The organism is Actinospineispora eucalypti, from assembly GCF_039543365.1.
Classification (GTDB): Bacteria; Actinomycetota; Actinomycetes; order Mycobacteriales; family Pseudonocardiaceae; genus Pseudonocardia; species Pseudonocardia eucalypti.
Genome location: NZ_BAABJP010000010.1, coordinates 19,976 through 43,954 on the forward strand (window position 1 = coordinate 19,976; position 23,979 = coordinate 43,954).

Here is a 23,979-nt window from a genome sequence, read left to right on the forward strand (position 1 = left end):
GAAGCCGAGCCCCGGGAACCCACAGGCACGATCGCGATCCGCTGCCCAGGGGCGAGGGGCGGCCCCTGGGCAGCGGACGGCCGGCGGCGGCGCGGTCCGAGCGATCTTCGGACCCATCCGGAAGCCCACGCGACGTGCCTCCGGGTGCCTCCGGACACCGGGTGTTGCTTTTTTCCACGCAGAGCCAAAGCGGGGAAGCGGGGAAAAGGACCTCGGGGCGGAGAGGGCGAGACTGGGAGTTCGCTGAGAGGGCGGCTGAGCGTGGGCTCAGCCGGCCGCCTGGAGTTCGCGCATGATCGGCTGCCAGAAGCCTTCCGGGGCGGAGAACGGCGCGTAGAACGAGGTGCGGGTGAGCACGTCGCCGTACCGGCGCAGCATCTCCGAGGCGACCCGTTCGGGCGGCGCGACCACGGCGAACGCATCCAGGATCTCGTCGTTGATCCGGCGGCCCATCTCGTCCCACTCGCCGCGCTTGGACAGCGTGTTCAGCTCCTCGCCGAGCCCGTGCCAGCCGTGCAGCTCGAAGACCGGCCAGTAGGCGGGGGTGGAGCCGTAGAACGCGATCTGCTTCCGTACCGCCGAGTCGGCCGCCGCCGTGGCCGCGGCGTCGGCGCCGGTCACCACGAAGGGGATGCCGCTGATCTCGAAGCCGTCCAGCCCGGACAAACCGGCCGCCGAACGCCCGGAAAGCAGCGCCGGAACGGTGACCTCGCGCAGGTAGCGCTCGGTGGAGAAGCCGTGCACGAAGAAGCCGTCGGCCACCTCGCCGGCCACCGCGGTCATCTTCGGGCCCACCCCGGCCAGGATGACCGGCGGGTTGCCGTGCGGGTTCGGCCCGGGGTTGAAGAACGGCGTCATCAGGGTGTGCGTGTAGTGCTCGCCCAGGAAGCGCAGCGACTCGCCCGTCTCCCAGCACTTCCAGATCGCGCGCACCGCCAGCAGGTACTCGCGCATCCGGGCGGCCGGCGCCGACCAGGGCATGGAGAACCGCCGGGTGATGTGCGGCTTGATCTGCGATCCGACGCCCAGGATGAACCGCCCGCCGGTGTAAAGCTGCAGGTCGTTGGCCAGTACGGCCATCGACATGGGGTTGCGGGCGAAGGCCAGCGCGATCGAGGTGCCCAGCTGGATGCGCGAGGTCCGGGTGCCGGCGACGGCCAGCGCGGGGAACGGGTCGTGCTGCGTCTCCGGGACCCAACAGCCGTCGTAGCCATCGGTTTCGGCCTCGACCGCCCGGTCCCAGGCGCCGAACTCGCCGCCCATCCCGAAATCGACCTTCATAGGAAACACACACCCCTCTCTTTTCATCCGTTTGGCCCCGCACCCTAACCTGGTCACCGGCCGTTGAACCCTTGGGCGAGCGATCAGAGGAGGAACACGCGGCGATGTCGGTGGGTCTACCCGAGCGCTCCGGCGACACGCTCGAGCGCGTGCCGGCGCCTGGCATTGCCCGTGCGAGCTGGTCCGCCTCCCAGCGGATGGACCAGATCGACGCGCTGCGCGTGCTCTCCTGCCTCTCGGTGATCGCGGTGCACGCCATCGGCGCGCCGTACCCGATCGACAGCGTGGGGCTGGGCCAGGCCAGCCTGGTGCTGCACTACAGCCGCGAGATCTTCTTCTTCGTCTCGGCGCTGGTGCTGGTGCGCACCTACTTCCCGAGGATCGGCCCGGACGGCCGGCTGCCCGACGAGGGCGCCTTCCGCCGCCGCCGGTTCCGGCTGGTCGGCGTGCCGTACCTGTGGTGGACCACGATCTACTTCGCGGTGTCGATCTACCACACCCGGGCCACCGAACCGTTCGGCCCGCTGCTGGACGACCTGCCGCTGCGTTGGCTGTACCTGGTGGTCACCGGCAACGGCAGCTACCACATGTACTTCCTGCTGGTCACGCTGCAGTTCGCGGCGGTGTTCCCCGGCTTCCTGTGGCTGCTGCGCCGCACGGCCGGCCGGCACGGCTGGCTGCTGCTCGGCTCGGGGTTGCTCCAGCTGGCCACGCTGGCCGCCTACCACTGGTGGCTGCTGCCGGACAACGGCTGGCGCGGCCTGCTCGGTGACGCCAGCCTGCTGTGCTACCAGTTCTGGCTGGTCCTCGGCGGCGTGGCGGCGTTGCACCTGAGCCGCTGGCACGCCGTGCTGATGCGCTGGCGGGTGCTGGTGATCCTGATGGTCCCGGTGATGACCGCCGGGCTGCTCTGGACCTACTGGGCGCAGCTGCCGTCGCGGGGCGCGCTGGGGGCGAGCAGCCCGCTGCAGCCGCTGATGGTGGTGTGGTCGCTGTACGCGCTGGCGGTGTTGTACCTGGTCGCCGTGTGGCTGATGCGGAGCGGTGCGCCGGCGGTGCGCGCGGCGTTCTCCTACGGCGCACAGCTGTCCTTCGGCGTGTACCTGGCCCACCCGCTGGTGCTGGACCTGGTGCTGTCCGTGGGCCGGCGGCTGAACGCGGTGCCCCCGGCGGCGACCACCTCGGTCGCGCTGTTCCTGCTGACCGTGCTGGGCACGGTGGCGCTGTGCGCGGTGCTGCACCGCACCCGGTTCAGCGCGCAGCTGATGGGTCGCAACCGGCGCCGGCCCGGAGACCCGCCCAGGTTGTCCGGCCGGACCAGCCGGATGGTCGCGCTCTCCGCCGCGGTGCTGGCGGCCAGCGTGCCGGCGATGCTGATGATGGGCTCGGGCAAGCGCGAGATGGTGATCACGGACGTCCCGTCGCCGCCGGCCGCGCTGCAGACACTGCGGCCACCACTCCCTCGAGTGTGACCCCGCTCGCCCGCACTGGTGGGCGCGCCCCGCTGGATTTATTTTGGGTTAAAGAACACCCGGCGAAGAAGCCAGCGGGATGGAGAAACCCATGCGCGACGCGGTCATTGTGGAAGCGGTACGTACCCCGGTAGGCAAGCGGAACGGCGGCCTGTCCGGGATCCACCCGGTGGAGCTGTCCGCGCACGTGCTCGGCGCCCTCGCGGAGCGCACCGGGGTGGACCCGGCGGCCATCGACGACGTGGTCTGGGGCTGCGTCAGCCAGGCCGCCGAGCAGACCTTCGACATCGCCCGCAACGCGGTGCTGGCCGCCGGCTGGCCCGAGACGGTCACCGGGGTGACCGTGGACCGCCAGTGCGGGTCGTCCCAGCAGTCCGTGCACTTCGCCGCCGCCGGGCTGATCTCCGGGCAGTACGACGTGGTGGTCGCCGGCGGCGTCGAGTCGATGAGCCGGGTGCCGATGTTCTCCGCGACGCAGGGCAAGGACCCGTACGGCGAGAAGCTGCTCGCGCGCTTCGGCGGGGTCATGCCGAACCAGGGCACCGGCGCCGAGATGATCGCCGAGCGGTGGGGCCTGTCCCGCACCCAGGTGGACGAGTACAGCCTCGCTTCGCACGAGAAGGCGGCCGCGGCGCAGGACGAAGGCCGGTTCACCGCGCAGATCGCCCCGGTCACCCTGCCGGACGGCACCGTGCTGGACACCGACGAGGGCGTGCGCCGGGGTGGCACGGTGGAGACCCTGGGCAACCTGAAGACGGTGTTCAAGGAGGACGGCGTGATCACCGCCGGGAACAGCTCGCAGATCTCCGACGGGTCCGCCGCGCTGCTCATGACCACCTCGGAGAAGGCCGCCGAGCTCGGCCTGACCCCGATCGCCCGGGTGCACACCGCCGTGCTGGCCGGTGCCGACCCGGTGATCATGCTGACCGCGCCCATCCCGGCCACCCAGAAGGCGCTGGCCCGTAGCGGCCTCTCGATCGACCAGATCGGCGCGTTCGAGGTGAACGAGGCGTTCGCCCCGGTGCCGCTGGCCTGGCTGGCCGACCTGGGCGCCGACGCCAAGGCGCTGAACCCGAACGGCGGCGCGATCGCGCTCGGCCACCCGCTCGGCGGCTCCGGCGCGCGGCTGATGACCACGCTGGTCCACCACATGCGGGACAACGGGATCCGGTACGGCCTGCAGACCATGTGCGAGGGCGGCGGACAGGCCAACGCCACCATCCTCGAACTGGTGTAACCAGGCCGACAGTCGAGGTCGGGCGATCACCTGCAATAATGGTTTGTTGGGTGCCGTGTCAAGTGGACTGGGCGCCGATCTGTCGCCTTTCTGAACAGGACATCAGACACCGCTGTGAGCACCGATCTCCAGATTGACCCGACCATCGACTCTTCCCTCCCCGAATTCGAACTGAGCTTCGCCGACCTGGGCCTGGACCCGGCGCTGCTCGCCGAGCTGGCCGTGCTCGGCTACACCGCGCCGACGCCCATCCAGGCGCAGGCCATCGGCCCCCTGATCGACGGGCACGACCTGCTGGGCCAGGCGGCCACCGGCACCGGCAAGACCGCCGCGTTCATGCTGCCCATGCTGCAGCGGTTCGCCGAGGCCCGAGCGGCCGGCCGGCGGGCCGACGAGGGCGTGTTCGGCCTGGTCCTGGCGCCGACCCGGGAACTGGCCATGCAGGTGCGCACGGCCGCGCAGCGGTACGGCGAGACGCTGGGCGTGCGCACCCTGGCCGTCTACGGCGGCGCGCCGATCGGCCCGCAGCTCGGCGCGCTGCGCCGGGGCGTGGACGTCGTGGTGGCCACTCCCGGCCGGGCCATCGACCTGATCAACCGGGGCGGCCTGAAGCTGGACGCCCTCGAGGTCGCCGTGCTGGACGAGGCCGACGAGATGCTGGACATGGGCTTCGTCGAGGACATCGAGACGATCCTCGACGCCACGCCCGACACCCGGCAGACCATGCTGTTCTCCGCCACCATGCCGCGCCGGATCGAGTCGCTGGCCCGTACCTACCTGCGCCAGCCGGTGACCATCCGGATCGAGCGGGAAGCGGTCGCGGAAGGCGCGTCGCCGCTGGTCCGCCAGGCCGCCTACCTGGTGCCGCGCACCCACACCACGGCCGCGCTGGGCCGGGTGCTGGAGCTGGAGCGGCCGCGTTCGGCGATCGTCTTCTGCCGCACCCGCGCGGACGTGGACGCGGTCACCGAGACCCTCACCGGGCGCGGGCTGCGCGCCGAGGCGCTGCACGGCGGCCTGGACCAGGAGCAGCGGGCCCGGGTGGTGGAGCGGCTGCGCTCCGGGCGGACCGAGCTGCTGGTGGCCACCGACGTGGCCGCCCGGGGGCTGGACATCGACCTGCTCACCCACGTGGTGAACCACGACGTGCCGCAGACCCCCGAGGCCTACGTGCACCGGATCGGCCGCGTCGGCCGGGCCGGCCGGGAGGGCACCGCGATCACCCTGGTGCCGCCGTCCAAGCGGCACGCGCTGAAGGCCATCGAGCGGCTCACCGGCCAGCCGATCGCGCTGGCCGCCGTGCCCTCGGTGGCCGCGCTGCGTACCGCCCGCCTGGAGCGCACCCGCGCCGAGCTGCTCACCAAGCTGACCGAGCTGTCCGCCGCGTCCCCGTCGGGCGCCGAACTGGGCGCCCGCCCCGAAACGGACCAGGACCCGGTGCGCGCGATGATCGCCGCGCTGGCCGAGGAGCACGACCCGGTGGACGTCGCCACGGCGGCCGTGCGGCTGGCCCAGGACCTGGCCGGCGCCCCCGCCGAGGAAGAGGACATCCCGCACATCAGCCCGGAGGGCCGGTCCTCCGGGCGTGGCGAGCGCCGCGGTGCCGGATCCGGCTTCGGCCGGCCGGAACGCGGACCGGGCCGGGGACGGGCCGCCGGTGGCGGCCGGCCGAAGGCGGGCACCACCAGGCTGTTCGTCGCCGCCGGCCGGGCCGCCGGGGTGCGCCCGCAGGACATCGTGGGCGCGCTGGCCAACGAGTCCCGGCTGTCCGGCCGGGACATCGGCACCATCCAGATCCACGAGCGGCACGCGCTGGTCGAGGTGCCCGAGTCGGCCGCCGAGGACGTGCTGCGCGAGCTGCGTGGCTCCACCATGCTGAAGGGCCGTCGGGCCAACGTCCGGCGGGACCGCATGTGACCAACCTGCCCGACGACTGGTCCTCCTGGCGCGACCAGGTGGACCTGGGCGAGTACGACCGTCGCTGGCGGCGGATGGCCGAGTCGGGGCAGAACCCGCACGGTGAGGCCGACTTCGTCATGCGGTACCGGCCGGCGTCCGTGCTGGACGCCGGCTGCGGCACCGGCCGGGTGGCCATCGAGCTGGCCGCGCGCGGGGTGCGGGTGCTCGGCGTGGACACCGACCCGGACATGGTCGCCGCCGCCCGGGACAAGGCCCCCGAGCTGGCCTGGCAGCACTCCGACCTGGCCGAACTGGACACCGGGGCGGATCGGTTCGACGTGGTGGTGCTGGCCGGGAACGTGGTGCCGTACATCGCCGCCGACGCGCGGGCCGAGGCGGTCGCGCGTTGCGCGGCGGCGGTGGCGCCGGGTGGGCGGCTGATCGCCGGGTTCACCCTGCGCCCCGACTGGCCCACGCCCGCCGACTTCCACTCCTGGTGCGTCTCGGCCGGCCTGGCGGTCGAGGACCGGTTCGCCACCTGGGACGGTGATCCGTTCGACCCGGAAGGCGACTACCTGCTCGCGGTCTACGCGAAGATCGGCGAGGGGTCGTAGTAGACCCGGTAGTGGCTGATCAGGCCGTCCGCGCGGGCGGTCCAGATGGATACCACCGGGATGGTCACGCCGCTGCCGTCCAGCCGGGTGTAGGTCGCCCGGGCCTCCGCGATGGTGTCCGCCCCGACCACCCAGTGCCGCAGCACCCGGTGCTCCATCCGCTGGATCGCGGCGGCGAAGGTCAGGCAGTCCGACAGGATGGCCGCCCGGCCGACCAGCGGCGGGGCGTTGCCGAACACCATCCGGGCGTCCTCGGCCAGCAGTGCGCCCAGCCCCTCGGCGTCCATCGCGTCCACCGCCCGGAAGACCCGCTCCACGCTCGGCCCGGCGGCCACCACGGGCTCAGCCATGGTCGGGAGGGGGGACGATGGAGCCGTAGGCGGCGGCCACGGCGGCGATCTTGCCGAACTCCTCGGGGTCCATCGCGGGCGCCAGCTCCCCGGCCCGCACCGGCGTGCCGATCTCGGTGAAGAAGCTCTCCATGCCGCCCGGCGTGATGATCATGAGGGCGCGCGCCACCGATTCACCGGGGTTGCCGAACCAGTGCTGGATGCCGCGCGGCAGGTAGACGAAGTCGCCGGCCGCGGCCCGGATGAACCGGTCCTCGGTGTGGAACTCGAGGACCCCGTCGAGCAGGTAGAACGCCTCGTCCTCCCGCGTGTGGGTGTGCGGCGGCGGGCCGCCGCCGGGCGGTACCGACGCCTCGATCAGGCCGAAGAGGCCGCCGGTCTGGGCCGCCTCGGCCTTCATGGTGTACGTGTCGCCGACCGCCCAGACCGAGGCGCCCGTGCCGGCCGGCACGTGTCGAACCAAGCTCATGGGCGATCACGCTACGGGCCGCCCGGCCGTTAACCCATCCCAGAAATCTGGGGTGCGTGTCATTCTGGTCCGGTGAAGCTGGCCACCCAGCGGGGGCTCCGGGACTCCGCCGACCGGCTCGGCGGCGCCCGGCTGCCGCTGCCGGTGTTGCTCGACGAGGTCACCGCGCTGTTCGCGCGTTCGCTGCCGTACGACTGCGGCAGCGTGCACACGGTCGACCCGCTGACCGTGACCATGTCCAGCTGCCGGCTGCTGGACGAGCCCCCGGACGGCGAGCAGATCGCGGTCTACGAGTACCAGCGCCAGGACGTGAACCGGCTGTCCGAGCTGGCCAGCGGCCCGCGCGGCTGCGGCCTGCTCAGTGCGGCGACCGGTCAGCGGCCGGAGCGCAGCCCGCGCTACCGGGAGCTGCTGGCCCCGGCCGGGATCGCCGACGAGCTGCGCGCGGTGTTCACCGTGGACGGTGCCTGCTGGGGCGCGTTCGCCTGGTACCGGACGGCACCGTTCGCCGAGGACGAGGTCGAGCTGGTGCACGAGCTGGGGCCGGTGCTGGCGCGGGCGTTCCGGGCGGCGGCCGCCGCCACGCTCGGCACCGTGGCCGACGACCGGCGCCGACCGCCGGGGGTGCTCCTGGTCGACGGGGGCCGGCGAATCCGCTGGGCGACCGCGCCGGCCCGAAGTTGGCTGTCCGAGCTGGGCTTCGACGGCGAACCGGCCGGCGCGGCGCTGCCGCACGAGCTGCGTTCGGTGGCCGAGCGGGCCCGGGTGGACGGTGTCGCCGCCGAGGTGCGCACGCTGGGGCGGTCCGGCCGGTGGGTGGCCGCGCACGCCTCGCCGACCGACGAGGCCGGGCAGGTCGCGGTGGTCCTGGAGCACCCCACGGCGGACTCCATCGCCCCCCTGCTGGCCGCCGCCTACGGGCTGACCGAGCGGGAACGGGCGCTGGCCGGGCTGGTGCTGCGCGGATTTTCCACCGACCGGATCGCCGCCCGCCTGGTGATCTCCCCGCACACCGTGCAGGACCACCTGAAGTCGATCTTCGGAAAGGTCGGCGTGCGCAGCCGCCGGGAGCTGGTCGGCCGCCTCAGCCTCGGCTCCGGGACGGCATGACCGGGCGCAGGAAGTCGCTCAGGTAGCGGCGCAGGACCTCCGGGTCGGACACGTCGACCAGGCCGTTGGTGAAGATCAGGGACAGCGCCATGCGGCAGGACGCGTCGACCAGGAACCTCGGCTCGATGTTCGGCCAGTCGTCCTTCGGGTGTTCCTTCAGGTAGGCCAGCGCCACGCTGGCCACCCGTTCCATCAGCACGTCGGCGTGCGTGGTGAACCAGGGCAGCACCAGCTCGGGGGCGTCCCGCAGCGCGGCCTGGAGCAGCCGGTGTTCGCGCCCGTGCCGGACCACGAAGGCCATCACGTCGACCAGGCCCTCGATGAACGGCAGATTCCGCTCCAGCAGGGGTTCCAGCTCCTGGAGCAGGGCGGTCACCTCGCGCAGGATCAGCGCGGAGACGATCGCGTCCTGGTCACCCACGTACTTGTACACGGTCGGCCGGGACAGCCCGGCCCGCCGGGCGATGGTCGAGTGCAGCCGGGCCGAGCCGAAACCGCCTTCCAGCAGGCACTCCTCGGCGGCCGCCAGCACCCGCGCGCGAATCTGGTGGGGCTGTGTCACCGCTGCTCCCTCCCTCTGGAGGAATTCTATGGGTTGACCGGGGCGAGATCGCGATTTACATTCGATCTGCAACTGTAAAAGGGAGGGTCGCAGCGATGACGCAGCAGAAGCCCCGGCGCCTGCGTGGAGCCGACGTGGGTATCCCGCCCCGCCAGCTCGACTTCCGGTTGTCGGATGAGATGCCACGCTGGGTGTACGGGGACAACCGAACCGCGACGTGCTACCTGGCGTTGCTTTCCGCGTTCTTCCCTCCCGGGGAGGACTTCTTCGTCAAGTCGGTGAACCGGTACGCGAACCTGGTCACCGACCCCAAGCTCCGCGCCGAGGTGGCCGGCTTCACCGGCCAGGAGGTGATCCACAGCCGGGAGCACGAGCGGCTGAACGAGGTGTTCACCGAGCGCGGCTTCAAGCTGGGCGTGCCGGACCTGGCCATCCGCACGGCGCTGGCCGTGCTCTACCGGCTGCCGCACCGCCAGCAGCTGGCCTGCACGGCGCTGATGGAGCACTTCACCGCGCTGCTCGCCGAGGAGACCCTGATCTACGAGGGCAACGGCGGGGACATCCACCCGGACCTCAAGGAGCTGTGGCTCTGGCACGCGCTGGAGGAGCTTGAGCACAAGGCGGTCAGCTACGAGGTGCTGGAACTGGCCGGCAACCGCCGGTCCGAGCGGATCCTGGCCGAGCTGCTGGTGCTGGCCGTCGTCGGCCCGGCCGGTGCGGTCGCCTTCCTGTGGCTGCTGCTCACCGAGGGCGCCCTGTTCCGGCCGGGTGACCTGGTGCGCGGGGCGCGCATGCTGCTCGGCCGGGGCAAGGCGCTGCCCAAGGTGCTGATGGGCATGCCCCGGTTCCGCCGCCGCGACTTCCACCCGAACCGCCGGAACACCACCGCGCTGGAGCAGGAGTGGCGGGACAAGCTGTTCGGCACCGACGGCACCCTGAACGACCAGCTCCGCCGGCGCCTTGCTTAGGGGTTATGGGGCGAGTACTCGGGTGGCGTCCAGCTGAGTGGCAGGGCGCCGCCCGTCCGAAGCACCCGGGCCACCTCGAAGTGCACGAGGTGGTCCGGGTGCGCCCAGTCCACCCGGGCGGTGCCGGAGAGCTGCAGGGTGGCCCCGGTGTCCCAGTCCGGGAAGAGCAGTCCGGCCGACGGGTTCTGCTCCAGGTTGCCCAGGGTCATCATCAGGGCGTTTCCCGGGTAGTCCGGCCAGGTCAGCCGGTTCCCCTCGACCTTGACGAAGCCGGGGTTGCCGCCCCGGTGTGACGTGTCCGCGTCGCCCTCGGCCGAGCTGGTGGCGATGAAGAACGTGTCGGCCCGGGTTATCAGTGCCCGTTCGGGCTCGCCCAGCGAGTCGGAGAGCACCTCGGGGGTGGCCGCGCGCGGGCTGGCGGTGCGCCGCTGGATGTATCGCGGGCAGTTCCCGTAGATCTGGTCGGCCACCAGATGCAGCCCGTTCGGCCACGGCACGGCCAGCCCGTTGATCCGCATCCGCCGCCGGGTGCCCGGGTCCAGGGCGAGCGCGCCGATCCGGGTCGGCCGGGTGAGCGCCTCGGCCAGCGGGTCGGTGGGCAGCGGCCGGGCGTCGATCTCCACGGTCTCCCCGCCGGGCTCGGCGCGCAGGAAGCCGGGCCGGCCGGTGAGCACCGAGCTCCACATCCGCTGGTCCCGGTCGGCGGCGCCGATCACCAGTAGCGGCTGGGCGGCCAGGAAAGCGGCCGCCGCCGTGGGCATCTCGGTGCGCACCATGCCGCCGATGCGTTCCGCCTGCTCGCGCACGCCGGCCTTGCGCTGCGCGGCCAGTTCTCCCGTATGGAACATTTCGCCTTCCTGGTGTCGTGGAAACTAATGCTCCGTGTCGGGGCACTAGAAGAATCCGCAGGTCGGGGCGTCACCGGCGGGTTTCGCGGCGGTGTCCTCGGCCAACCCGGCCGGGGTGTACACCTCGAGCCGGATGCCGTCCGGGTCGGTGAAGAACACCCCGCCGGAATCCGCGCCTTCGCCGTGCGGCACCGCTCCACCGTGCCGCGGAGTGAGGCCCAGCTCGCGCAGGTTCGCCTCCACCGCCCGCACCTCGTCCAGCGTGTCCACCTGGAAGGAAAGGTGGTGCAGCCCGGGGGCGCCGGTGTCGAACACGCCGGCGGACTGGCGCCAGAGGGTGAGTACCAGCCGTCCGTCGCGGCTCAGGAACGCCCACTCGGCCTGCCCGTCGCGTCCCCCGGTGCGCGCCTCGAAGCCGAATAGTCGCTGGTAGAAGGCGACCGAAACGTCCAGGTCGGTGACGTTCAGACCGATGTGGCCGGTGTTCAGGGCGGTCGCCATGGTTGCCTCCGCTGGCTCTCTAACCGTTGTTACCAATATGAATAGTTAGATGCGAACCTGTCAAGCTGTTCTCAGGGGTTAGAATCTGCGGCATGTCGTCGTACGACCGTCCGCTGGTCGGGGAGCCGCTCGGCCTGGATCTGCTGAACACGGTGTGGCTGGGCCGGGGTGGCGCCCGGGACCTGCTGGCCGACGAGGCCGGCCTGCGCGCCTGGCTGACCCAGGCCGGACTGGACGCCCCGGTGTCCGAGCCCGCGCGCCTGGCCGCCGTCACCGCGCGCGAGGCGATCAGGGCGCACCTCGCCGACCCCGACTCACCGGCCACCCGTGCCACGCTGAACGAGGTGCTCGCCTGGGGCCGGCACCGACCACTGCTCGATGACACCGGCGCGCCCGGCGCGGTCGCCGAGCTGGTCGAAGCTGATCGGCGCGCCGGCTGGCTGGCCGCCGTCGACTACCTGCGCCTGCGCGAGCGGGACGCGGACCGGATCCGCCGCTGCGCGCACCCGGACTGCGTCCTCTACTTCTACGACACCAGCCCCAAACGGGCCCGTCGGTGGTGCTCCATGGCCGGCTGCGGCAACCGGGCCAAGGCCGCCCGGCACTACGCCCGGGCCAAGGAGGGCTGATGCGCAAGGGCGTCTTCCGCGGAAGACGCCCTGGTCACAAACCGGGCCGGGGCGGGGTCCGGCGGCTTATGGTGACCCGGTGGAGCTGGCAGACCTCATCGGGCCGGGCATGCGAATCGCGGTCGCGGACGGCACCGGCACCCCGCGCTCACTGTTTCCCGAGCTGAACCGGTTGGCCGCCCGGCACGGCAACCTGCGGTTGCTGCTGGGCTGGACCCCGGCCAGCGGGTTGGGCCTGGACCACTCGCTGTTCGCCGACGCGCGCACCGTGATGTCCGGCTGGGGCCTGCGCGGACCGGTGGCCTCCGGGGCGGTGAAGTCGATCCCGGTGCGGCTGTCCGCGGTGCCTTCGTTGCTGGCCGGGCCGCTGCGCCCGGACCTGGTGCTGGCCACCGTGGTGCGCTCGGCCGACGGCCCGCGGTTCTCCTCCGAGGTGGGCTGGCTGCGCACGGCGGTGGAGCTGGGCGTGCCGATCGCGGCGGTGGTCTCCTCGACGGCGCCGCATGCCGATGCCGGCCCGCCGCTTCCGGCCGACCTGGTCACCGTGGTCGGCGAGACTTCGGACGGGCCGGTGGAGGTCCGCTTCGACGAGCCCAGCCCGGCGCACGAGCGGATCTGCGCCCACGTCGCCGAGCTGATCCCCGAGGGCGCGCGCCTGCAGGTGGGGCCGGGTCAGCAGGGCGCGGCGATGCTGCGCGCGGTGAAGACCCCGGTGCGGATGGACTCCGGCCTGCTGCCCGAGCAGGTGGTCGACCTGGACGAGCGTGGGCTGCTGATCGGCCAGCCGACGGCGGCCTACCTGGTCGGGGGCTCTCGGCTGTACGAGTGGGCGAACGGCCGGCCGATCCTGCACCCGCTGGAGGTCACGCACGACCTGGGCCGGCTGTCCAACGGCGTGCCGTTCATCGCGTTCAACACCGCGATCGAGGTCGACCTGGACGGCCAGGTCAACGTGGAGGGCACCCGGGACGCGGTGGTCGGCGGCATCGGCGGGCACTCCGACTACGCCGCCGCCGGCACCCGCTCGGTCGGCGGCCTGAGCATCATCGCCGTGCCGTCGGCGCACAAGGGCCGGTCGACCCTGGTCCGGTCGTTGTCCCGCCCGGTGAGCACCCCGTCGCAGGACGTGGACATCCTGGTCAACGAGCGCGGCTACGTCGACCTGCGCGGCCTCGCCCGCACCGAACGCGCCGAGGCCCTGCTCGACCTCTGGGGCGAAACCGGCGTCCGCTGACCCCCGCGCTCGCTTTGCCCCTGCTCGCTTTGGCTCTGCTCGCTTTGGCTCTGCGTGGAAATATGCAACATTCAGGCGCCGGATCGGCGGTTCCAGCACCGAGGTCGCGAGGAGAGACGCTACCGGTGGGTAGAAGGTCTCTGGTCGCGACCTCGACGGGGTGGGGCGGGTGAGAATGATCCGCCGCGGCGAGCGTCAGGTGGCGCTCGGGGTGGTTAGTGCGGCCAGGGCCATGGCGCGCAGGAGTGGGGCGGCCAGCGCCGGTTGCGTGCGCGGGGCGCTGTGCGGGGTGGAGTTGAGCAGGCCGAACGCGCCGTGCGCGGCCACTCGGGCGGCCGGCGCCGACAGGCCGGGCTTGAGCCGGCGGAGAGTGTCCACCCAGATCTCCACGTAGGCGCGTTGCAGCTGGCGGACGGTGCGCCGGTCATCGGCCGGCAGGTTGGCCAAGTCCCGGTCCTGCACGGTGATCAGCTCGGGTTCGCGGAGGGAGAAGTCGAGCTGGAAGTCGATCAGTGCGCCGAGTAGCTCCGACGGGTCGGGTTTCTGCTCGGCCAGCTCGGTGGCGCCGGTGAGCAGGCGTTCGCTGATGCGCACCAGCATCCGCGCCAGCAGCGCCTCCTTGCTGGGGAAATGCCGGTACAGCGCCGGGCCGCTGATGCCCACGGCGGCACCGAGCTCGGTGATGCTCACGCCGTGGAAGCCGTGCCGGGCGAACAGCTGCGCGGCCACGCGCAGGATCTGCTCCTGTCGGGGCGACGTCCGGCCCGGCGCTACGGTCACCGGCCCAGATTACCCGGCCAAGTTAACGAACGCTAACCCCTTGCGCCTTCAGGTTAATGAGCGCTAACATGTTAGCGATCGTTAACTACGCGCCGTGCGAGAGCCAGGAGCTGACCGACGATGGACGCGCCCCCGCTGACCAGTGCCGTCGACCCGGCGGGTGATGCCTACGCGCGCAACGCCGCCGCGCACGAGAAGCTGGTGTCCGAGCTGCGCGACCAGCTGGCCAGTACCGCGCTGGGCGGCCCGGAACGGGCCCGCAAGAAGCACACCGACCGGGGCAAGCTGTTGCCCCGCGAGCGGGTGGACGCGCTGGTCGACCCGTCGTCGCCGTTCCTGGAACTCTCCGCGCTGGCCGCCAACGGGATGTACGGCGGCGACGCCCCGGGCGCCGGGATCATCACCGGCATCGGCCGGGTGAGCGGCCGCGAGTGCGTGATCGTGGCCAACGACGCCACGGTCAAGGGCGGCACCTACTACCCGATGACGGTGAAGAAGCACCTGCGCGCGCAGGAGGTGGCGCTGCACAACCACCTGCCGTGCATCTACCTGGTGGACTCCGGCGGCGCCTTCCTGCCCGAGCAGGACAACGTCTTCCCGGACCGGGAGCACTTCGGTCGGATCTTCTACAACCAGGCGACCATGTCGTCCCAGGGCATCCCGCAGATCGCGGCGGTGCTCGGCTCCTGCACGGCGGGCGGCGCGTACGTGCCGGCAATGAGCGACCAGGCGGTCATCGTGCGCAACCAGGGCACGATCTTCCTCGGTGGCCCGCCGCTGGTGAAGGCGGCCACCGGCGAGGAGGTCACCGCCGAGGAGCTGGGCGGCGGGGACGTGCACAGCCGGGTCTCCGGGGTCACCGACCACCTGGCTGAGGACGACGCGCACGCGCTGCAGATCGTCCGGACCATCGTGTCCACCCTCGGCCCTCGGCCCACACCTCCGTGGGAGAGGGCGCCCACGGAGGATCCGCGCGTCGACCCGTCACAGCTCTACGGCGCGGTGCCCACCGACTCGCGGATCAGCTACGACGTGCGCGAGGTGATCTCCCGGGTCGTCGACGGCAGCCGGTTCGCCGAGTTCAAGAAGGAGTACGGGCCGACGCTGGTCACCGGGTTCGCCCGCATCCACGGGCACCCGGTGGGCATCGTGGCGAACAACGGCGTGCTGTTCAGCGAGTCGGCGATGAAGGGTGCGCACTTCATCGAGCTCTGCGACCAGCGCTGTATACCGCTGGTATACCTCCAGAACATCACCGGGTTCATGGTCGGCCGCGAGTACGAGGCCGGCGGTATCGCCAAGCACGGCGCCAAGCTGGTCACCGCGACCGCCACCGCCCGGGTGCCCAAGTTCACCGTGATCATCGGCGGCTCGTTCGGCGCCGGCAACTACGCGATGTGCGGGCGGGCGTACTCACCCCGGTTCCTGTGGATGTGGCCGAACGCCCGGATCTCGGTGATGGGCGGGGAGCAGGCGGCCACCGTGCTCTCCATGGTCGGGCGCACCGACCCGGACGCCATCCGCGAGCAGTACGAACGCCAGGGCAACCCGTACTACTCGACCGCGCGCCTCTGGGACGACGGTGTGATCGACCCCGCCGACACCCGGATGGTGCTCGGGCTCGCGTTGTCGGCGGCGGCCAACGCCCCGCTGCCGCCGGTCCGCTACGGCGTCTTCCGGATGTGATCACCGTGCGAAGGGAGCGAGTCCGTGTTTGACACGGTGTTGGTGGCGAACCGGGGGGAGATCGCGGTTCGCGTCATCCGTACGTTGCGTGAGCTGGGAATCCGTTCGGTGGCGGTGTTCTCCGACGCCGACGCGGGGGCGCGGCACGTGGCCGACGCGGACGTCGCGGTGCACATCGGCCCGACCCCGGCCGGGCAGAGCTATCTGAACATCCGTGCGGTGATCGACGCCGCGGTGCGTACCGGCGCCAAGGCCATTCACCCCGGGTACGGCTTCCTCTCCGAGAACGCGGCCTTCGCCCGCGCCTGCACCGATGCCGGGCTGGTGTTCATCGGCCCGCCGGTGGCGGCGATCGAGGCGATGGGCGACAAGATCAGTGCCAAGCGGACCGTCGCGGCGGCCGGCGTGCCGGTGGTGCCCGGGGGCGGCGCGGCCGGCATGTCCGACGCCGAGCTGGTGGAGATCGCCGAGGAGACCGGGTTCCCGGTGCTGCTCAAGCCGTCCGCCGGTGGTGGCGGCAAGGGCATGCGGCTGGTCACCGAGGCCGGGCCGGACGGCCGTGCGCTCAAGGACGCCATCGCCGGCGCCCGGCGGGAGGCCAGCGCCAGCTTCGGCGACGACACGCTGCTGGTGGAGCGGTTCATCACCGACCCCAGGCACATCGAGATCCAGGTGATGGGCGACCGGCACGGCACCGTGGTGCACCTCGGCGAGCGGGAGTGCAGCCTCCAGCGCCGGCATCAGAAGATCATCGAGGAGGCGCCGTCGCCGTTGCTGAGCCCGGCCCAGCGGGAGGCCATGGGCGCGGCGGCGGTGGAGGCGGCGCGGGCGGTGGGCTACACCGGCGCGGGCACGGTCGAGTTCATCGTCGACGGCGGCAACGCCGACGACCACTTTTTCATGGAGATGAACACCCGGCTGCAGGTGGAGCACCCGGTGACCGAGCTGGTCACCGGCCTGGACCTGGTCGAGCTGCAGCTGCGGGTGGCCGCCGGGGAGCCGCTGGGGGTGACCCAGGAGGACATCCGGCTGGACGGCCACGCGGTGGAGGCGCGGATCTACGCGGAGGATCCCGCGCGCGGTTTCCTGCCCACCGGCGGCAGCGTGCTCGCGCTGCACGAGCCGGCCGGACCGGGCGTCCGGGTGGACTCGGCGCTGCGGCCGGGCCTGGACGTCGGCGGGGCGTACGACCCGATGCTGGCCAAGGTGATCGCGCACGGCCCGGACCGGGCCACCGCGCTGCGCTGCCTGGACGCCGCACTGGTGGACACGGTGACCCTGGGCGTCTCGACCAACGTGGCCTTCCTGCGCGCGCTGCTGCGCCACCCCGACGTGGTCGCCGGCCAGCTGGACACCGGCCTGGTCGAGCGGGCACTGCCGGAGCTGGTCGACGACGGCGTCCCGGATCCGGTCTACGCGGTCGCCGCGTTGCAACGGGTGCTCGAGCTGGAGCCGTCGCCCGGCGTGACCGACCCGTGGGACATCCCCGGCGGCTGGCGGATGGGCGCCCCGGCGTGGGCCACCTGGCGGTTCGCGCTGGCCGGGCACGACCCGGTGGACGTGCGGGTGCGCGGCCGGGCGACCGCCGCCGAGGTGGCCATCGGCGGCGGCGACGCCGTGGCCTGCGCGCTTCGTTCCGAAGCGGCGCCCGTGAGTGGCGATGGTCGCCATAGCGACACTCCGCACTCACGAGCAGGACGAGTGCTCGTCCTGCAATACGCCGGCGCCACCCAGCGCTACCACACGGCGGCGGCCGCCGAGGGAAACCAGCGCTGGCTGGGTCGCCGGGGCCGCGCCTGGGCGTTCTCCGAAACCGGTCGGCTCGCCGCCGCCCGCAGCGACACCGGGGCCGGCGCCGAGGGAACCCTGCGCAGCCCGATGCCCGGCACGGTGCTCACGGTCAACGTGGCGGCCGGCGACGCGGTCACCGAGGGGCAGCCGCTGCTGGTCATCGAGGCGATGAAGATGGAGCACACCATCGCCGCCCCGAGTGACGGCACGGTCTCCGAGCTGCCCGTGCGCCCCGGTCAACAGGTCGCCGTCGACGAACTCCTGGCAACCGTCACACCCGAGGACCCGTGAGTGATTTGTGTGGCCATAGCCACACAAATCACTCACGGGCCGAGCGAAGCGAGGCAACATGATCGATCACCGACTGTCCGAGGAATACGCCGACCTGCGCAAGACCGTCGAGGAGTTCGCCCGCGAGCAGGTCGCGCCGGTGATCGGCGACTACTACGAGCGGGAGGAGTTCCCCTATCCGCTGGTGGAGCAGATGGGGCGGATGGGGCTGTTCGGGCTGCCGTTCCCGGAGGAGTACGGCGGCATGGGCGGCGACTACTTCGCGTTCTGCCTGGCCCTGGAGGAGCTGGCCCGGGTCGACTCGTCGGTGGCGATCACCCTGGAGGCCGGGGTCGGACTGGGCATCATGCCGATCTACCGCAACGGCACCGAGGAGCAGAAGCGGGAGTGGCTTCCCGCGCTGTGCGCCGGCGAGAAGCTGGTCGGCTTCGGGCTGACCGAACCGGGCGGCGGCTCGGACGCCGGCGCCACCCGCACCACCGCCCGGCTGGACGGCGGCGAATGGGTGATCAACGGCAGCAAGGCGTTCATCACCAACTCGGGCACCGACATCACCGCCGGAGTGGTGGTCACCGCCGTCACCTCCGGTGCCGCCGGCGACGGTCGCAAGGAGATCTCGTCGATCATCGTGCCGTCGGGCACGCCGGGCTTCACCGTGGCGCCCAAGTACTCCAAGGTGGGCTGGAACGCCTCGGACACCCACGAGCTGGCGTTCGACGACTGCCGGGTGCCGGAGGCGAACCTGCTGGGTGGGCGCGGACGGGGCTACTCGCAGTTCCTGCGCACCCTGGACGAGGGCCGGGTGGCCATCGCGGCACTCGGCGTGGGGCTGGCCCAGGGCTGTGTGGACGAGTGCCTGCGCTACATCCGCGAGCGTGAGGCGTTCGGCCGGACCATCGGCTCCTACCAGGCCATCCAGTTCAAGGTGGCGGACATGGAAGCCCGGGCGCACACCGCCCGCCTGGCCTACTACCACGCGGCGAGCAAGTTGCTGCACGGCGAGCCGATCAAGAAGGAAGCCGCCATCGCCAAGCTGATCTCCTCCAACGCGGCGATGGACAACGCGCGCGACGCCACGCAGATCTTCGGCGGCTACGGGTTCATGAACGAGTTCCCGGTCGGCCGCTTCTACCGCGACGCCAAGATCCTGGAAATCGGCGAAGGCACCTCCGAGGTCCAGCGCATGCTGATCGCCCGCGAAATCGGCGCCACCGGCTGAGCGGTTCCCACCTGCCCGCCTCGGCGGCAGCCGGCGGGCCAACCGTTCGGCGTGCTCGTTCCGTCCTAGGGTTTGACAACCCTTGTGGAACGGAGACCTCGGATGAAGCGTGGTGTCGTGGTGTCGGCCTTGCTGGGCCTCGGGGCGCTGGTGTTGAGCGGGTGTGCCAGCGGGGGTGCGCCGGCGGATGGCGGGCAGTCGCCGCGCATCGTCGCGCACGGGGTGGGCAAGGTGACCGGTGCGCCGGACGTGGCGACGGTGGCGCTGGGCGTGCAGACCAGGGCGGGCAACGCGAAGGAGGCGCTGGCGGCGAACAACCGGCAGTCCACCGCGCTGATCGCGATGCTCAAGGGCAAGGGCATCGCGGACGCCGACCTGCAGACCAGTCAGCTCTCGGTCAACCCCACCTACGGCAACGACTCGCGGATCACCGGCTACGAGGTGACCAACCAGGTCACCGCCAAGGTGCGCAACATGGCGTCCGCCGGGGAGATCATCGATGCGGCGGCCGAGGCCGCCGGTGACGCCATGCGGGTGCAGCAGCTGAGCTTCGCCATCGACGACGACAGCGGGCTGCGGGCCAGGGCCCGGGCGGACGCGGTCAAACAGGCCCAGGCGCAGGCCCGGCAGATGGCCGAGGCGGCCGGGGTGAAGCTGGGCGCGGTGCGGGCCATCTCGGAGATCCCGATCGCCATGCCGCCCTCCCCGATGTACAAGGCCGAGGTCGCCGGGGCCTACGACCGGGCTTCCGTGCCGGTGCAGCCGGGCACCCAGGAGCTGTCCGTCTCGGTTGACGTGGTCTACGACATCGGTTAGTAATACCCACTCTTTTATTCAACTGATAAGGGATCTCCCCGAGAAGTTCTGACCAATTCGTTATCGGCAATATGACATATCGCTGACAATTACACTCAATACCCCGATGGTGGATATTGACAGTCCACGTTCCCGCTCCGAGGCTGTGCCTGGGCGGGGAGGGGAACCGGGTGAGTGTTGGGCGGGTCGTTGTCGCCGGTGCGGGCGTTGCCGGCCCGAGCGCCGCATTCCGGCTGAGCCGGGCGGGCGCCCGGGTGACCGTGCTGGAGCGCGCGGGCCGGGTGGGTGCGCGCCGGCCGGTGTGCGCGTACGCGGTAGGGGGCACGGCATGACCAGCGCCCCGATCCGGCGAGATACGGCGGCCTGGGCGGTGCTCGGCACGCCCCCGGGTAACCGGCCGGTGGTCGGGCACGCGTTGCGCATGCGCCGGGACGCGTTCGGGGTGATGGACTCCGCGCGCGGACTGGACATCGCGGTACTGAGGCTGGGGCCGAAGCCGGCCTACGTGATCAGCCACCCGGACCTGGTCCGCCAGCTGCTCACCGCCGAGGACCGCAACCTGGACAAGGGGCCGCTCTACGAGAACCTGGCCCGGCTGATCGGGGTCAGCATCGGCACCCTGACCGGCGCCGACCACCGGGCCCGGCGGCGCATGGTGGCCCCGGTCTACCGGCCCGACCCGGCGTTGATGGCCGACTGTGCCGTCGAAGTGGTCGGTTCGTGGCGATCCGGCGAGGCGTACGACCTGGCCCGGGAGATGCGCCGGTACTCGTTCATGGTGAAGGCGCGAACGCTGTTCGCCGGGGCGGTACCCCGGGAAGCCGAGGCGGAGTTCGTGGACCTGCTGCCGATCGCCCTGGTCGGCGTGGCCAAGTACATGGCCGACCCCACCGGGCTGGTGCAGCGGCTGCCCACCGCCGACAACCGCCGGATCAACGCCGCTCTGGCCCGGTTGAAGGAGATCATCGAGCGGGCCATCGCCGTGTGCCGTCGCTCGGGAACCGGCGGGCAGGGCATTCTGGCCGCCCTGGTGGAGGCCAGCGACCCGCGCAGCGGGGCACCGCTGAGCGACGACGAGATCCGCAACGAGGCGATGGTGCTGCTCTCCGCCGGCTCGGAGACGGTCGCCGGGGTGCTTGCGCACGCGGCCAACCTGCTGGCCCGCGACCCGGCGACCACCGAGGCGCTGCGCGCGGAGGCCGACCAGGTGGTCGGTGGCCCACCAGTCCGGGAGGACGCGCTGGCCGGGCTGGCGTTCACCCGGCGGGTGGTCACCGAGCTGCTCCGGCTCTACCCGGCCGGCGCACTGATGTCCCGCCGCGCGGCCGCCGTGCTGGACCTCGGCGGGCACCGGATCCCGGACGGCGCCGCGATGTTCTTCTGCCCCTACCTACTGCACCGGCGGCCGGAGCTGTACCCGAACCCGGACCGGTTCGACCCGGACCGGTGGCTGCCGGAGCGGGCCGGCACGTTGCCCCGCGGCGCGTTCATGCCGTTCGGCGCCGGCCCGCACATCTGCGTGGGGGAGCAGATCGCCTGGTCCGAGATGCTGATCGCGGTGGCCACCATGGCCGCGTCGATCGAGTTCACCCCGGTGCCCGGCACCCCCGAGCCGCGCCCGGTGCTGGCGCCGACCCTCGGCCTGGACTCGGTGCCGGTCACCGTGGAGGAGCGGAAATGACCGAGCTGGTCCAGGCCGCAATCGAGATCACGCCGAAGGTCGCCGCGCGGGCCGAGGAGGCGCGGTCACTCGGCCGGCTGACCGACGATGTGGTCGGTCTGCTGGAGGACGCCGGGCTGCTCGGCGTGCTCACCCCGCGCGGGCGGGGCGGCGCGGAGGCGTCCCTGGCCACCTTCGCGCGGGTGAACGAGGAACTGGCCGCCGGCTGCGGCTCCACCTCCTGGGTCACCGGCATCTACGCCGCCGCACGCTACATGCTGAGCTCGTTCGACGACCGCGCTCAGGACCAGGTGTACGGCTCGGCGGAGCACCCCAAGCTGCTCGCCGCGTTCCAGCCCTCCGGCGCGGCCGCCCAGGTGGCGGGCGGGTACCGGCTGTCCGGCATCTGGCGCTTCTGCTCCGGCCAGCACCACGCGGACTGGGCGCTGCTCACGTCCGTCACCACGAAGGGCGTGCCGGCGCAGTTCCTGCTGCCCCGCGACGAGTGCCGGGCGGTGGACGAGTGGCGGGTGACCGGGCTGTCCGGCACCGGGTCCAGCTCGCTGGCCGTGGCCCAGGCGTTCGTGCCGGAGCACCGGGTGCTGCCGCTGGCCCCGCCGGGGATGCGGCAGTCGCGGTCGGCCGCGCTGGGCGCGGACCCGTACTTCGGCATGCCGTTCATCCCGCTGTTCGTGACCGGCGGCATCGGCACCCCGCTCGGGTTGGCCAGGGCCGCCCTCGAACTGTTCGCGGCGAGGGTGCACGAGCGGCCGGTCAGCTACACGCGGTACGAGGTGGCCGCGCACGCCCCGGTCACCCAGCTGCGCATGGCGGACGCGGCGATGGCGCTGGACCAGGCCCGGTTCCACGCCGACCGGGCGGTCGCCACGGTGGCCGAGGTGACCGCCGACCCGACCAACCTGCCGCTGCGCGTCCGGGTCCGGGCCGACGCGGCCTGGGCCACCCGGCGCTGCCTGGACGCGGTCCGCGCGGTGCGGGACGGCGCGGGCGCCGGGGTGATCCGGCTGGACGACCCGCTGTCCCGGATCGTCGCCGATGTCGAGGCGCTGGCCTCCCACTCCTTCCTGCTGCAGAGCACGAACGCGGAGCTGTACGGCCGGGTGCTGTGCGGCCTGGACCCGGGGGTGCCGTTCCTGTGAGCCTGACCGACTTCCGGGGCGAGCTGTTCCGCCCCGGCGACCCGGGATACCCGGCCGCCCGGGAGATCTTCAACACGCGCACCGCCGGAGCCACCCCGGCACTGATCGCCCGGGCCAAGGACGCCGCCGACGTGCTCACCCTGGTCCGGCACGCGGCCGAGCGGGGCAGCCCGCTGGCGGTTCGGGCCGGCGGGCACGGGGTGGACGGAACCGCCATGCCGGACGGCGCACTGGTCGCCGACCTGACCGGGTTGACCCGCATCGAGGTGGACCCGGCCACCGGCCGGGCCACGCTGGGGGCCGGGGTGCTGCTCGGCCAGATGGACGCGGCGCTGGTCGAGCACGGGCTGGTCGTGCCGTCCGGCACGGTGAGCTCCACCGGCATCGCGGGCCTCACCCTGGGCGGCGGCATCGGCTACCAGATGCGCCGCTACGGAGCCACGGTGGACAGCCTGCTTTCCGCCGAGGTGATCACCGCCGACGGCCGCGTGGTGACCGCCAGCCCGACCGAGCACCCCGACCTGTTCTGGGCGCTGCGTGGTGGTGGCGGCAACTTCGGCGTGGTCACCGAGCTGACCTTCGAGGCGCATCCGGTGCCCCGGGAGGTGGCCGCCGGGTTCATCCCGTTCCCGCTGGACCAGGCGCCCGGGGTGCTGGCCGGGCTGCGCGACCGACTGGCCGGGCTGCCCCGCGAGCTGGCCGTGGTCGGTGCGCTCACCGCCTGCCCGCCGCTGCCCCCGGTGCCGCCGGAGCTGCACGGTGCGCCGGTGCTCATGCTGGTGGTCGTCTACTCGGGTGCGGCCAACCGTACCGACGGTGTGGTCGGTGCGCTGGCCGGGCTGGGCCGGCCCGCCGCCGTGGCCGTCGCCCCGGTGCCCTGGCCGGCGGCGAACCGGATGCTGGACGTGATCGCCCCGCCCGGCCGCCGCTACTACAGCAAGGGCGGCTACCTGGCGACCCTGGACGACGAGGTGATCGACATCGTGGTCCGGCACACCGCCGCCGCGCCGCCGCCGGCCAGCCCACCGCTGCCCAGCACGGTGCAGAACCTGTGGGCGATGGGCGGCGCGATCAGCGACGACCACGCCGAGGACGCCACCGCCTTCTCCCGGGAGGGCACGCGCTGGCTGTGGGAGACCGTCACCGAGTGGGACGACCCGGCCGACGACGCGACGTTCACCGGCTGGCTGGACGGCGTGCGCGCCGACCTGAAACCGCACCTGCGCAGCAACGGCTACGTCAACCTGACCACCGACGACGGCCCGGGCTGGCGCCGCGGCGTCTGGGGCAGCCCGGCCAAGTACGCCCGCCTGGTCACCGCGAAGACCGAATGGGACCCCCACAACATGTTCCGCCACAACAAGAACATCACCCCCCAACCCTGATTCAGTGACTTCAGCAC

23 protein-coding genes are annotated in these 23,979 nt (G+C 72.3%); 16 read left to right on the top strand and 7 right to left on the bottom strand.

What is annotated here, in order from left to right; all coding sequences use genetic code 11:
* Positions 1 to 267 precede the first annotated feature (267 nt).
* The gene (locus ABEB12_RS13710; RefSeq protein ID WP_185063846.1) at positions 268 to 1,281 is read right to left on the bottom strand and encodes a TIGR03617 family F420-dependent LLM class oxidoreductase; all 1,014 of its coding nucleotides are present in this window, start codon (positions 1,279 to 1,281) and stop codon (positions 268 to 270) included.
* A gap of 71 nt (positions 1,282 to 1,352) precedes the next feature.
* Between ABEB12_RS13710 and ABEB12_RS13715 the strand changes: the two genes are divergently transcribed.
* The 4 genes from ABEB12_RS13715 (at position 1,353) to ABEB12_RS13730 (ending at position 6,503) form a co-directional block, all read left to right on the top strand.
* Positions 1,353 to 2,753 (top strand): acyltransferase family protein, encoded by a 1,401-nt coding sequence (locus tag ABEB12_RS13715; protein WP_185063847.1) that lies wholly within the window; start codon positions 1,353 to 1,355, stop codon positions 2,751 to 2,753.
* A gap of 91 nt (positions 2,754 to 2,844) precedes the next feature.
* The gene (locus ABEB12_RS13720; protein WP_185063848.1) at positions 2,845 to 3,990 is read left to right on the top strand and encodes an acetyl-CoA C-acyltransferase; all 1,146 of its coding nucleotides are present in this window, start codon (positions 2,845 to 2,847) and stop codon (positions 3,988 to 3,990) included.
* 114 nt (positions 3,991 to 4,104) lie between these two features.
* Positions 4,105 to 5,907 carry a DEAD/DEAH box helicase gene (locus tag ABEB12_RS13725; RefSeq protein WP_345702795.1) on the top strand — a complete coding sequence of 601 codons (1,803 nt, stop codon included), beginning with the start codon at positions 4,105 to 4,107 and terminating at the stop codon, positions 5,905 to 5,907.
* On the top strand, positions 5,904 to 6,503 hold the full coding sequence (locus ABEB12_RS13730; RefSeq protein WP_345702796.1) for a class I SAM-dependent methyltransferase: 600 nt from the start codon (positions 5,904 to 5,906) through the stop codon (positions 6,501 to 6,503). The genes ABEB12_RS13725 and ABEB12_RS13730 overlap by 4 nt, the downstream gene beginning before the upstream one ends.
* Here ABEB12_RS13730 and ABEB12_RS13735 read toward each other — a convergent pair.
* Both ABEB12_RS13735 and ABEB12_RS13740 read right to left on the bottom strand, forming a co-directional pair.
* Positions 6,476 to 6,853 (bottom strand): nuclear transport factor 2 family protein, encoded by a 378-nt coding sequence (locus ABEB12_RS13735; RefSeq protein ID WP_185063849.1) that lies wholly within the window; start codon positions 6,851 to 6,853, stop codon positions 6,476 to 6,478. The two genes, ABEB12_RS13730 and ABEB12_RS13735, sit on opposite strands and share 28 nt — an antisense overlap.
* A complete protein-coding gene (locus ABEB12_RS13740) occupies positions 6,846 to 7,322 on the bottom strand; it encodes a cupin domain-containing protein (protein WP_185063850.1) in 477 nt (158 codons plus the stop codon). The genes ABEB12_RS13735 and ABEB12_RS13740 overlap by 8 nt, the downstream gene beginning before the upstream one ends.
* Positions 7,323 to 7,394: 72 nt before the next feature.
* Here ABEB12_RS13740 and ABEB12_RS13745 point away from each other — a divergent pair, with 72 nt between their 5' ends.
* Complete coding sequence (locus ABEB12_RS13745) at positions 7,395 to 8,432, top strand: LuxR C-terminal-related transcriptional regulator (RefSeq protein ID WP_185063851.1); 1,038 nt, start codon at positions 7,395 to 7,397, stop codon at positions 8,430 to 8,432.
* On the opposite strand, the gene ABEB12_RS13750 is transcribed toward ABEB12_RS13745, so the two are convergent.
* Positions 8,407 to 8,994: a TetR family transcriptional regulator gene (locus tag ABEB12_RS13750; RefSeq protein ID WP_185063852.1), complete on the bottom strand. Its 588-nt coding sequence runs from the start codon at positions 8,992 to 8,994 to the stop codon at positions 8,407 to 8,409. The two genes, ABEB12_RS13745 and ABEB12_RS13750, sit on opposite strands and share 26 nt — an antisense overlap.
* A 95-nt stretch (positions 8,995 to 9,089) precedes the next feature.
* Between ABEB12_RS13750 and ABEB12_RS13755 the strand changes: the two genes are divergently transcribed.
* Positions 9,090 to 9,962: a metal-dependent hydrolase gene (locus tag ABEB12_RS13755; protein WP_185063853.1), complete on the top strand. Its 873-nt coding sequence runs from the start codon at positions 9,090 to 9,092 to the stop codon at positions 9,960 to 9,962.
* On the opposite strand, the gene ABEB12_RS13760 is transcribed toward ABEB12_RS13755, so the two are convergent.
* Together ABEB12_RS13760 and ABEB12_RS13765 are read right to left on the bottom strand one after the other, a co-directional pair.
* Positions 9,959 to 10,810, bottom strand: a complete 852-nt coding sequence (locus tag ABEB12_RS13760) for a pyridoxamine 5'-phosphate oxidase family protein (protein WP_185063854.1) — start codon at positions 10,808 to 10,810, stop codon at positions 9,959 to 9,961. The genes ABEB12_RS13755 and ABEB12_RS13760 overlap by 4 nt on opposite strands.
* A gap of 45 nt (positions 10,811 to 10,855) precedes the next feature.
* Positions 10,856 to 11,311: a VOC family protein gene (locus ABEB12_RS13765; RefSeq protein ID WP_185063855.1), complete on the bottom strand. Its 456-nt coding sequence runs from the start codon at positions 11,309 to 11,311 to the stop codon at positions 10,856 to 10,858.
* 92 nt (positions 11,312 to 11,403) lie between these two features.
* Here ABEB12_RS13765 and ABEB12_RS13770 point away from each other — a divergent pair, with 92 nt between their 5' ends.
* Together ABEB12_RS13770 and ABEB12_RS13775 are read left to right on the top strand one after the other, a co-directional pair.
* Positions 11,404 to 11,940 (top strand): CGNR zinc finger domain-containing protein, encoded by a 537-nt coding sequence (locus ABEB12_RS13770; protein ID WP_185063856.1) that lies wholly within the window; start codon positions 11,404 to 11,406, stop codon positions 11,938 to 11,940.
* A 79-nt stretch (positions 11,941 to 12,019) separates the two neighbouring features.
* Positions 12,020 to 13,174, top strand: a complete 1,155-nt coding sequence (locus ABEB12_RS13775; protein ID WP_345702797.1) for an acetyl-CoA hydrolase/transferase C-terminal domain-containing protein — start codon at positions 12,020 to 12,022, stop codon at positions 13,172 to 13,174.
* A 195-nt stretch (positions 13,175 to 13,369) separates the two neighbouring features.
* Here the strand turns inward: ABEB12_RS13775 and ABEB12_RS13780 are convergent, their stop codons facing one another.
* On the bottom strand, positions 13,370 to 13,954 hold the full coding sequence (locus ABEB12_RS13780) for an SACE_7040 family transcriptional regulator (RefSeq protein WP_185063857.1): 585 nt from the start codon (positions 13,952 to 13,954) through the stop codon (positions 13,370 to 13,372).
* 120 nt (positions 13,955 to 14,074) lie between these two features.
* On the opposite strand from ABEB12_RS13780, the gene ABEB12_RS13785 reads away from it, so the two are divergent.
* The 8 genes from ABEB12_RS13785 (at position 14,075) to ABEB12_RS13820 (ending at position 23,962) form a co-directional block, all read left to right on the top strand.
* Positions 14,075 to 15,640 carry a carboxyl transferase domain-containing protein gene (locus tag ABEB12_RS13785; RefSeq protein WP_185063858.1) on the top strand — a complete coding sequence of 522 codons (1,566 nt, stop codon included), beginning with the start codon at positions 14,075 to 14,077 and terminating at the stop codon, positions 15,638 to 15,640.
* Positions 15,641 to 15,664: 24 nt separating this feature from the next.
* Positions 15,665 to 17,722 carry an ATP-binding protein gene (locus ABEB12_RS13790; protein ID WP_185063859.1) on the top strand — a complete coding sequence of 686 codons (2,058 nt, stop codon included), beginning with the start codon at positions 15,665 to 15,667 and terminating at the stop codon, positions 17,720 to 17,722.
* A gap of 58 nt (positions 17,723 to 17,780) precedes the next feature.
* Positions 17,781 to 18,941 carry an acyl-CoA dehydrogenase family protein gene (locus ABEB12_RS13795; protein WP_185063860.1) on the top strand — a complete coding sequence of 387 codons (1,161 nt, stop codon included), beginning with the start codon at positions 17,781 to 17,783 and terminating at the stop codon, positions 18,939 to 18,941.
* A gap of 102 nt (positions 18,942 to 19,043) precedes the next feature.
* A complete protein-coding gene (locus tag ABEB12_RS13800) occupies positions 19,044 to 19,757 on the top strand; it encodes an SIMPL domain-containing protein (protein WP_185063861.1) in 714 nt (237 codons plus the stop codon).
* Between the two features lie 170 nt (positions 19,758 to 19,927).
* Positions 19,928 to 20,089: an FAD-dependent oxidoreductase gene (locus tag ABEB12_RS13805; protein ID WP_185063862.1), complete on the top strand. Its 162-nt coding sequence runs from the start codon at positions 19,928 to 19,930 to the stop codon at positions 20,087 to 20,089.
* The gene (locus ABEB12_RS13810) at positions 20,086 to 21,438 is read left to right on the top strand and encodes a cytochrome P450 (RefSeq protein ID WP_185063863.1); all 1,353 of its coding nucleotides are present in this window, start codon (positions 20,086 to 20,088) and stop codon (positions 21,436 to 21,438) included. The genes ABEB12_RS13805 and ABEB12_RS13810 overlap by 4 nt, the downstream gene beginning before the upstream one ends.
* On the top strand, positions 21,435 to 22,577 hold the full coding sequence (locus ABEB12_RS13815) for an acyl-CoA dehydrogenase family protein (RefSeq protein WP_185063864.1): 1,143 nt from the start codon (positions 21,435 to 21,437) through the stop codon (positions 22,575 to 22,577). Before ABEB12_RS13810 ends, ABEB12_RS13815 begins: the two co-directional genes overlap by 4 nt.
* Positions 22,574 to 23,962, top strand: a complete 1,389-nt coding sequence (locus ABEB12_RS13820) for an FAD-binding protein (RefSeq protein ID WP_221498475.1) — start codon at positions 22,574 to 22,576, stop codon at positions 23,960 to 23,962. Before ABEB12_RS13815 ends, ABEB12_RS13820 begins: the two co-directional genes overlap by 4 nt.
* Positions 23,963 to 23,979 lie beyond the last annotated feature (17 nt).

Bases quoted from the DNA above. Each gene is read 5' to 3' on its own strand.
- ABEB12_RS13710 (WP_185063846.1), bottom strand. From the start codon at position 1,281: ATGAAGGTCGATTTCGGGATGGGCGGCGAGTTCGGCGCCTGGGACCGG.
- ABEB12_RS13720 (WP_185063848.1), top strand. From the start codon at position 2,845: ATGCGCGACGCGGTCATTGTGGAAGCGGTACGTACCCCGGTAGGCAAG.
- ABEB12_RS13735 (WP_185063849.1), bottom strand. From the start codon at position 6,853: ATGGCTGAGCCCGTGGTGGCCGCCGGGCCGAGCGTGGAGCGGGTCTTC.
- ABEB12_RS13740 (WP_185063850.1), bottom strand. From the start codon at position 7,322: ATGAGCTTGGTTCGACACGTGCCGGCCGGCACGGGCGCCTCGGTCTGG.
- ABEB12_RS13755 (WP_185063853.1), top strand. From the start codon at position 9,090: ATGACGCAGCAGAAGCCCCGGCGCCTGCGTGGAGCCGACGTGGGTATC.
- ABEB12_RS13760 (WP_185063854.1), bottom strand. From the start codon at position 10,810: ATGTTCCATACGGGAGAACTGGCCGCGCAGCGCAAGGCCGGCGTGCGC.
- ABEB12_RS13765 (WP_185063855.1), bottom strand. From the start codon at position 11,311: ATGGCGACCGCCCTGAACACCGGCCACATCGGTCTGAACGTCACCGAC.
- ABEB12_RS13770 (WP_185063856.1), top strand. From the start codon at position 11,404: ATGTCGTCGTACGACCGTCCGCTGGTCGGGGAGCCGCTCGGCCTGGAT.
- ABEB12_RS13785 (WP_185063858.1), top strand. From the start codon at position 14,075: ATGGACGCGCCCCCGCTGACCAGTGCCGTCGACCCGGCGGGTGATGCC.
- ABEB12_RS13795 (WP_185063860.1), top strand. From the start codon at position 17,781: ATGATCGATCACCGACTGTCCGAGGAATACGCCGACCTGCGCAAGACC.
- ABEB12_RS13800 (WP_185063861.1), top strand. From the start codon at position 19,044: ATGAAGCGTGGTGTCGTGGTGTCGGCCTTGCTGGGCCTCGGGGCGCTG.
- ABEB12_RS13810 (WP_185063863.1), top strand. From the start codon at position 20,086: ATGACCAGCGCCCCGATCCGGCGAGATACGGCGGCCTGGGCGGTGCTC.
- ABEB12_RS13815 (WP_185063864.1), top strand. From the start codon at position 21,435: ATGACCGAGCTGGTCCAGGCCGCAATCGAGATCACGCCGAAGGTCGCC.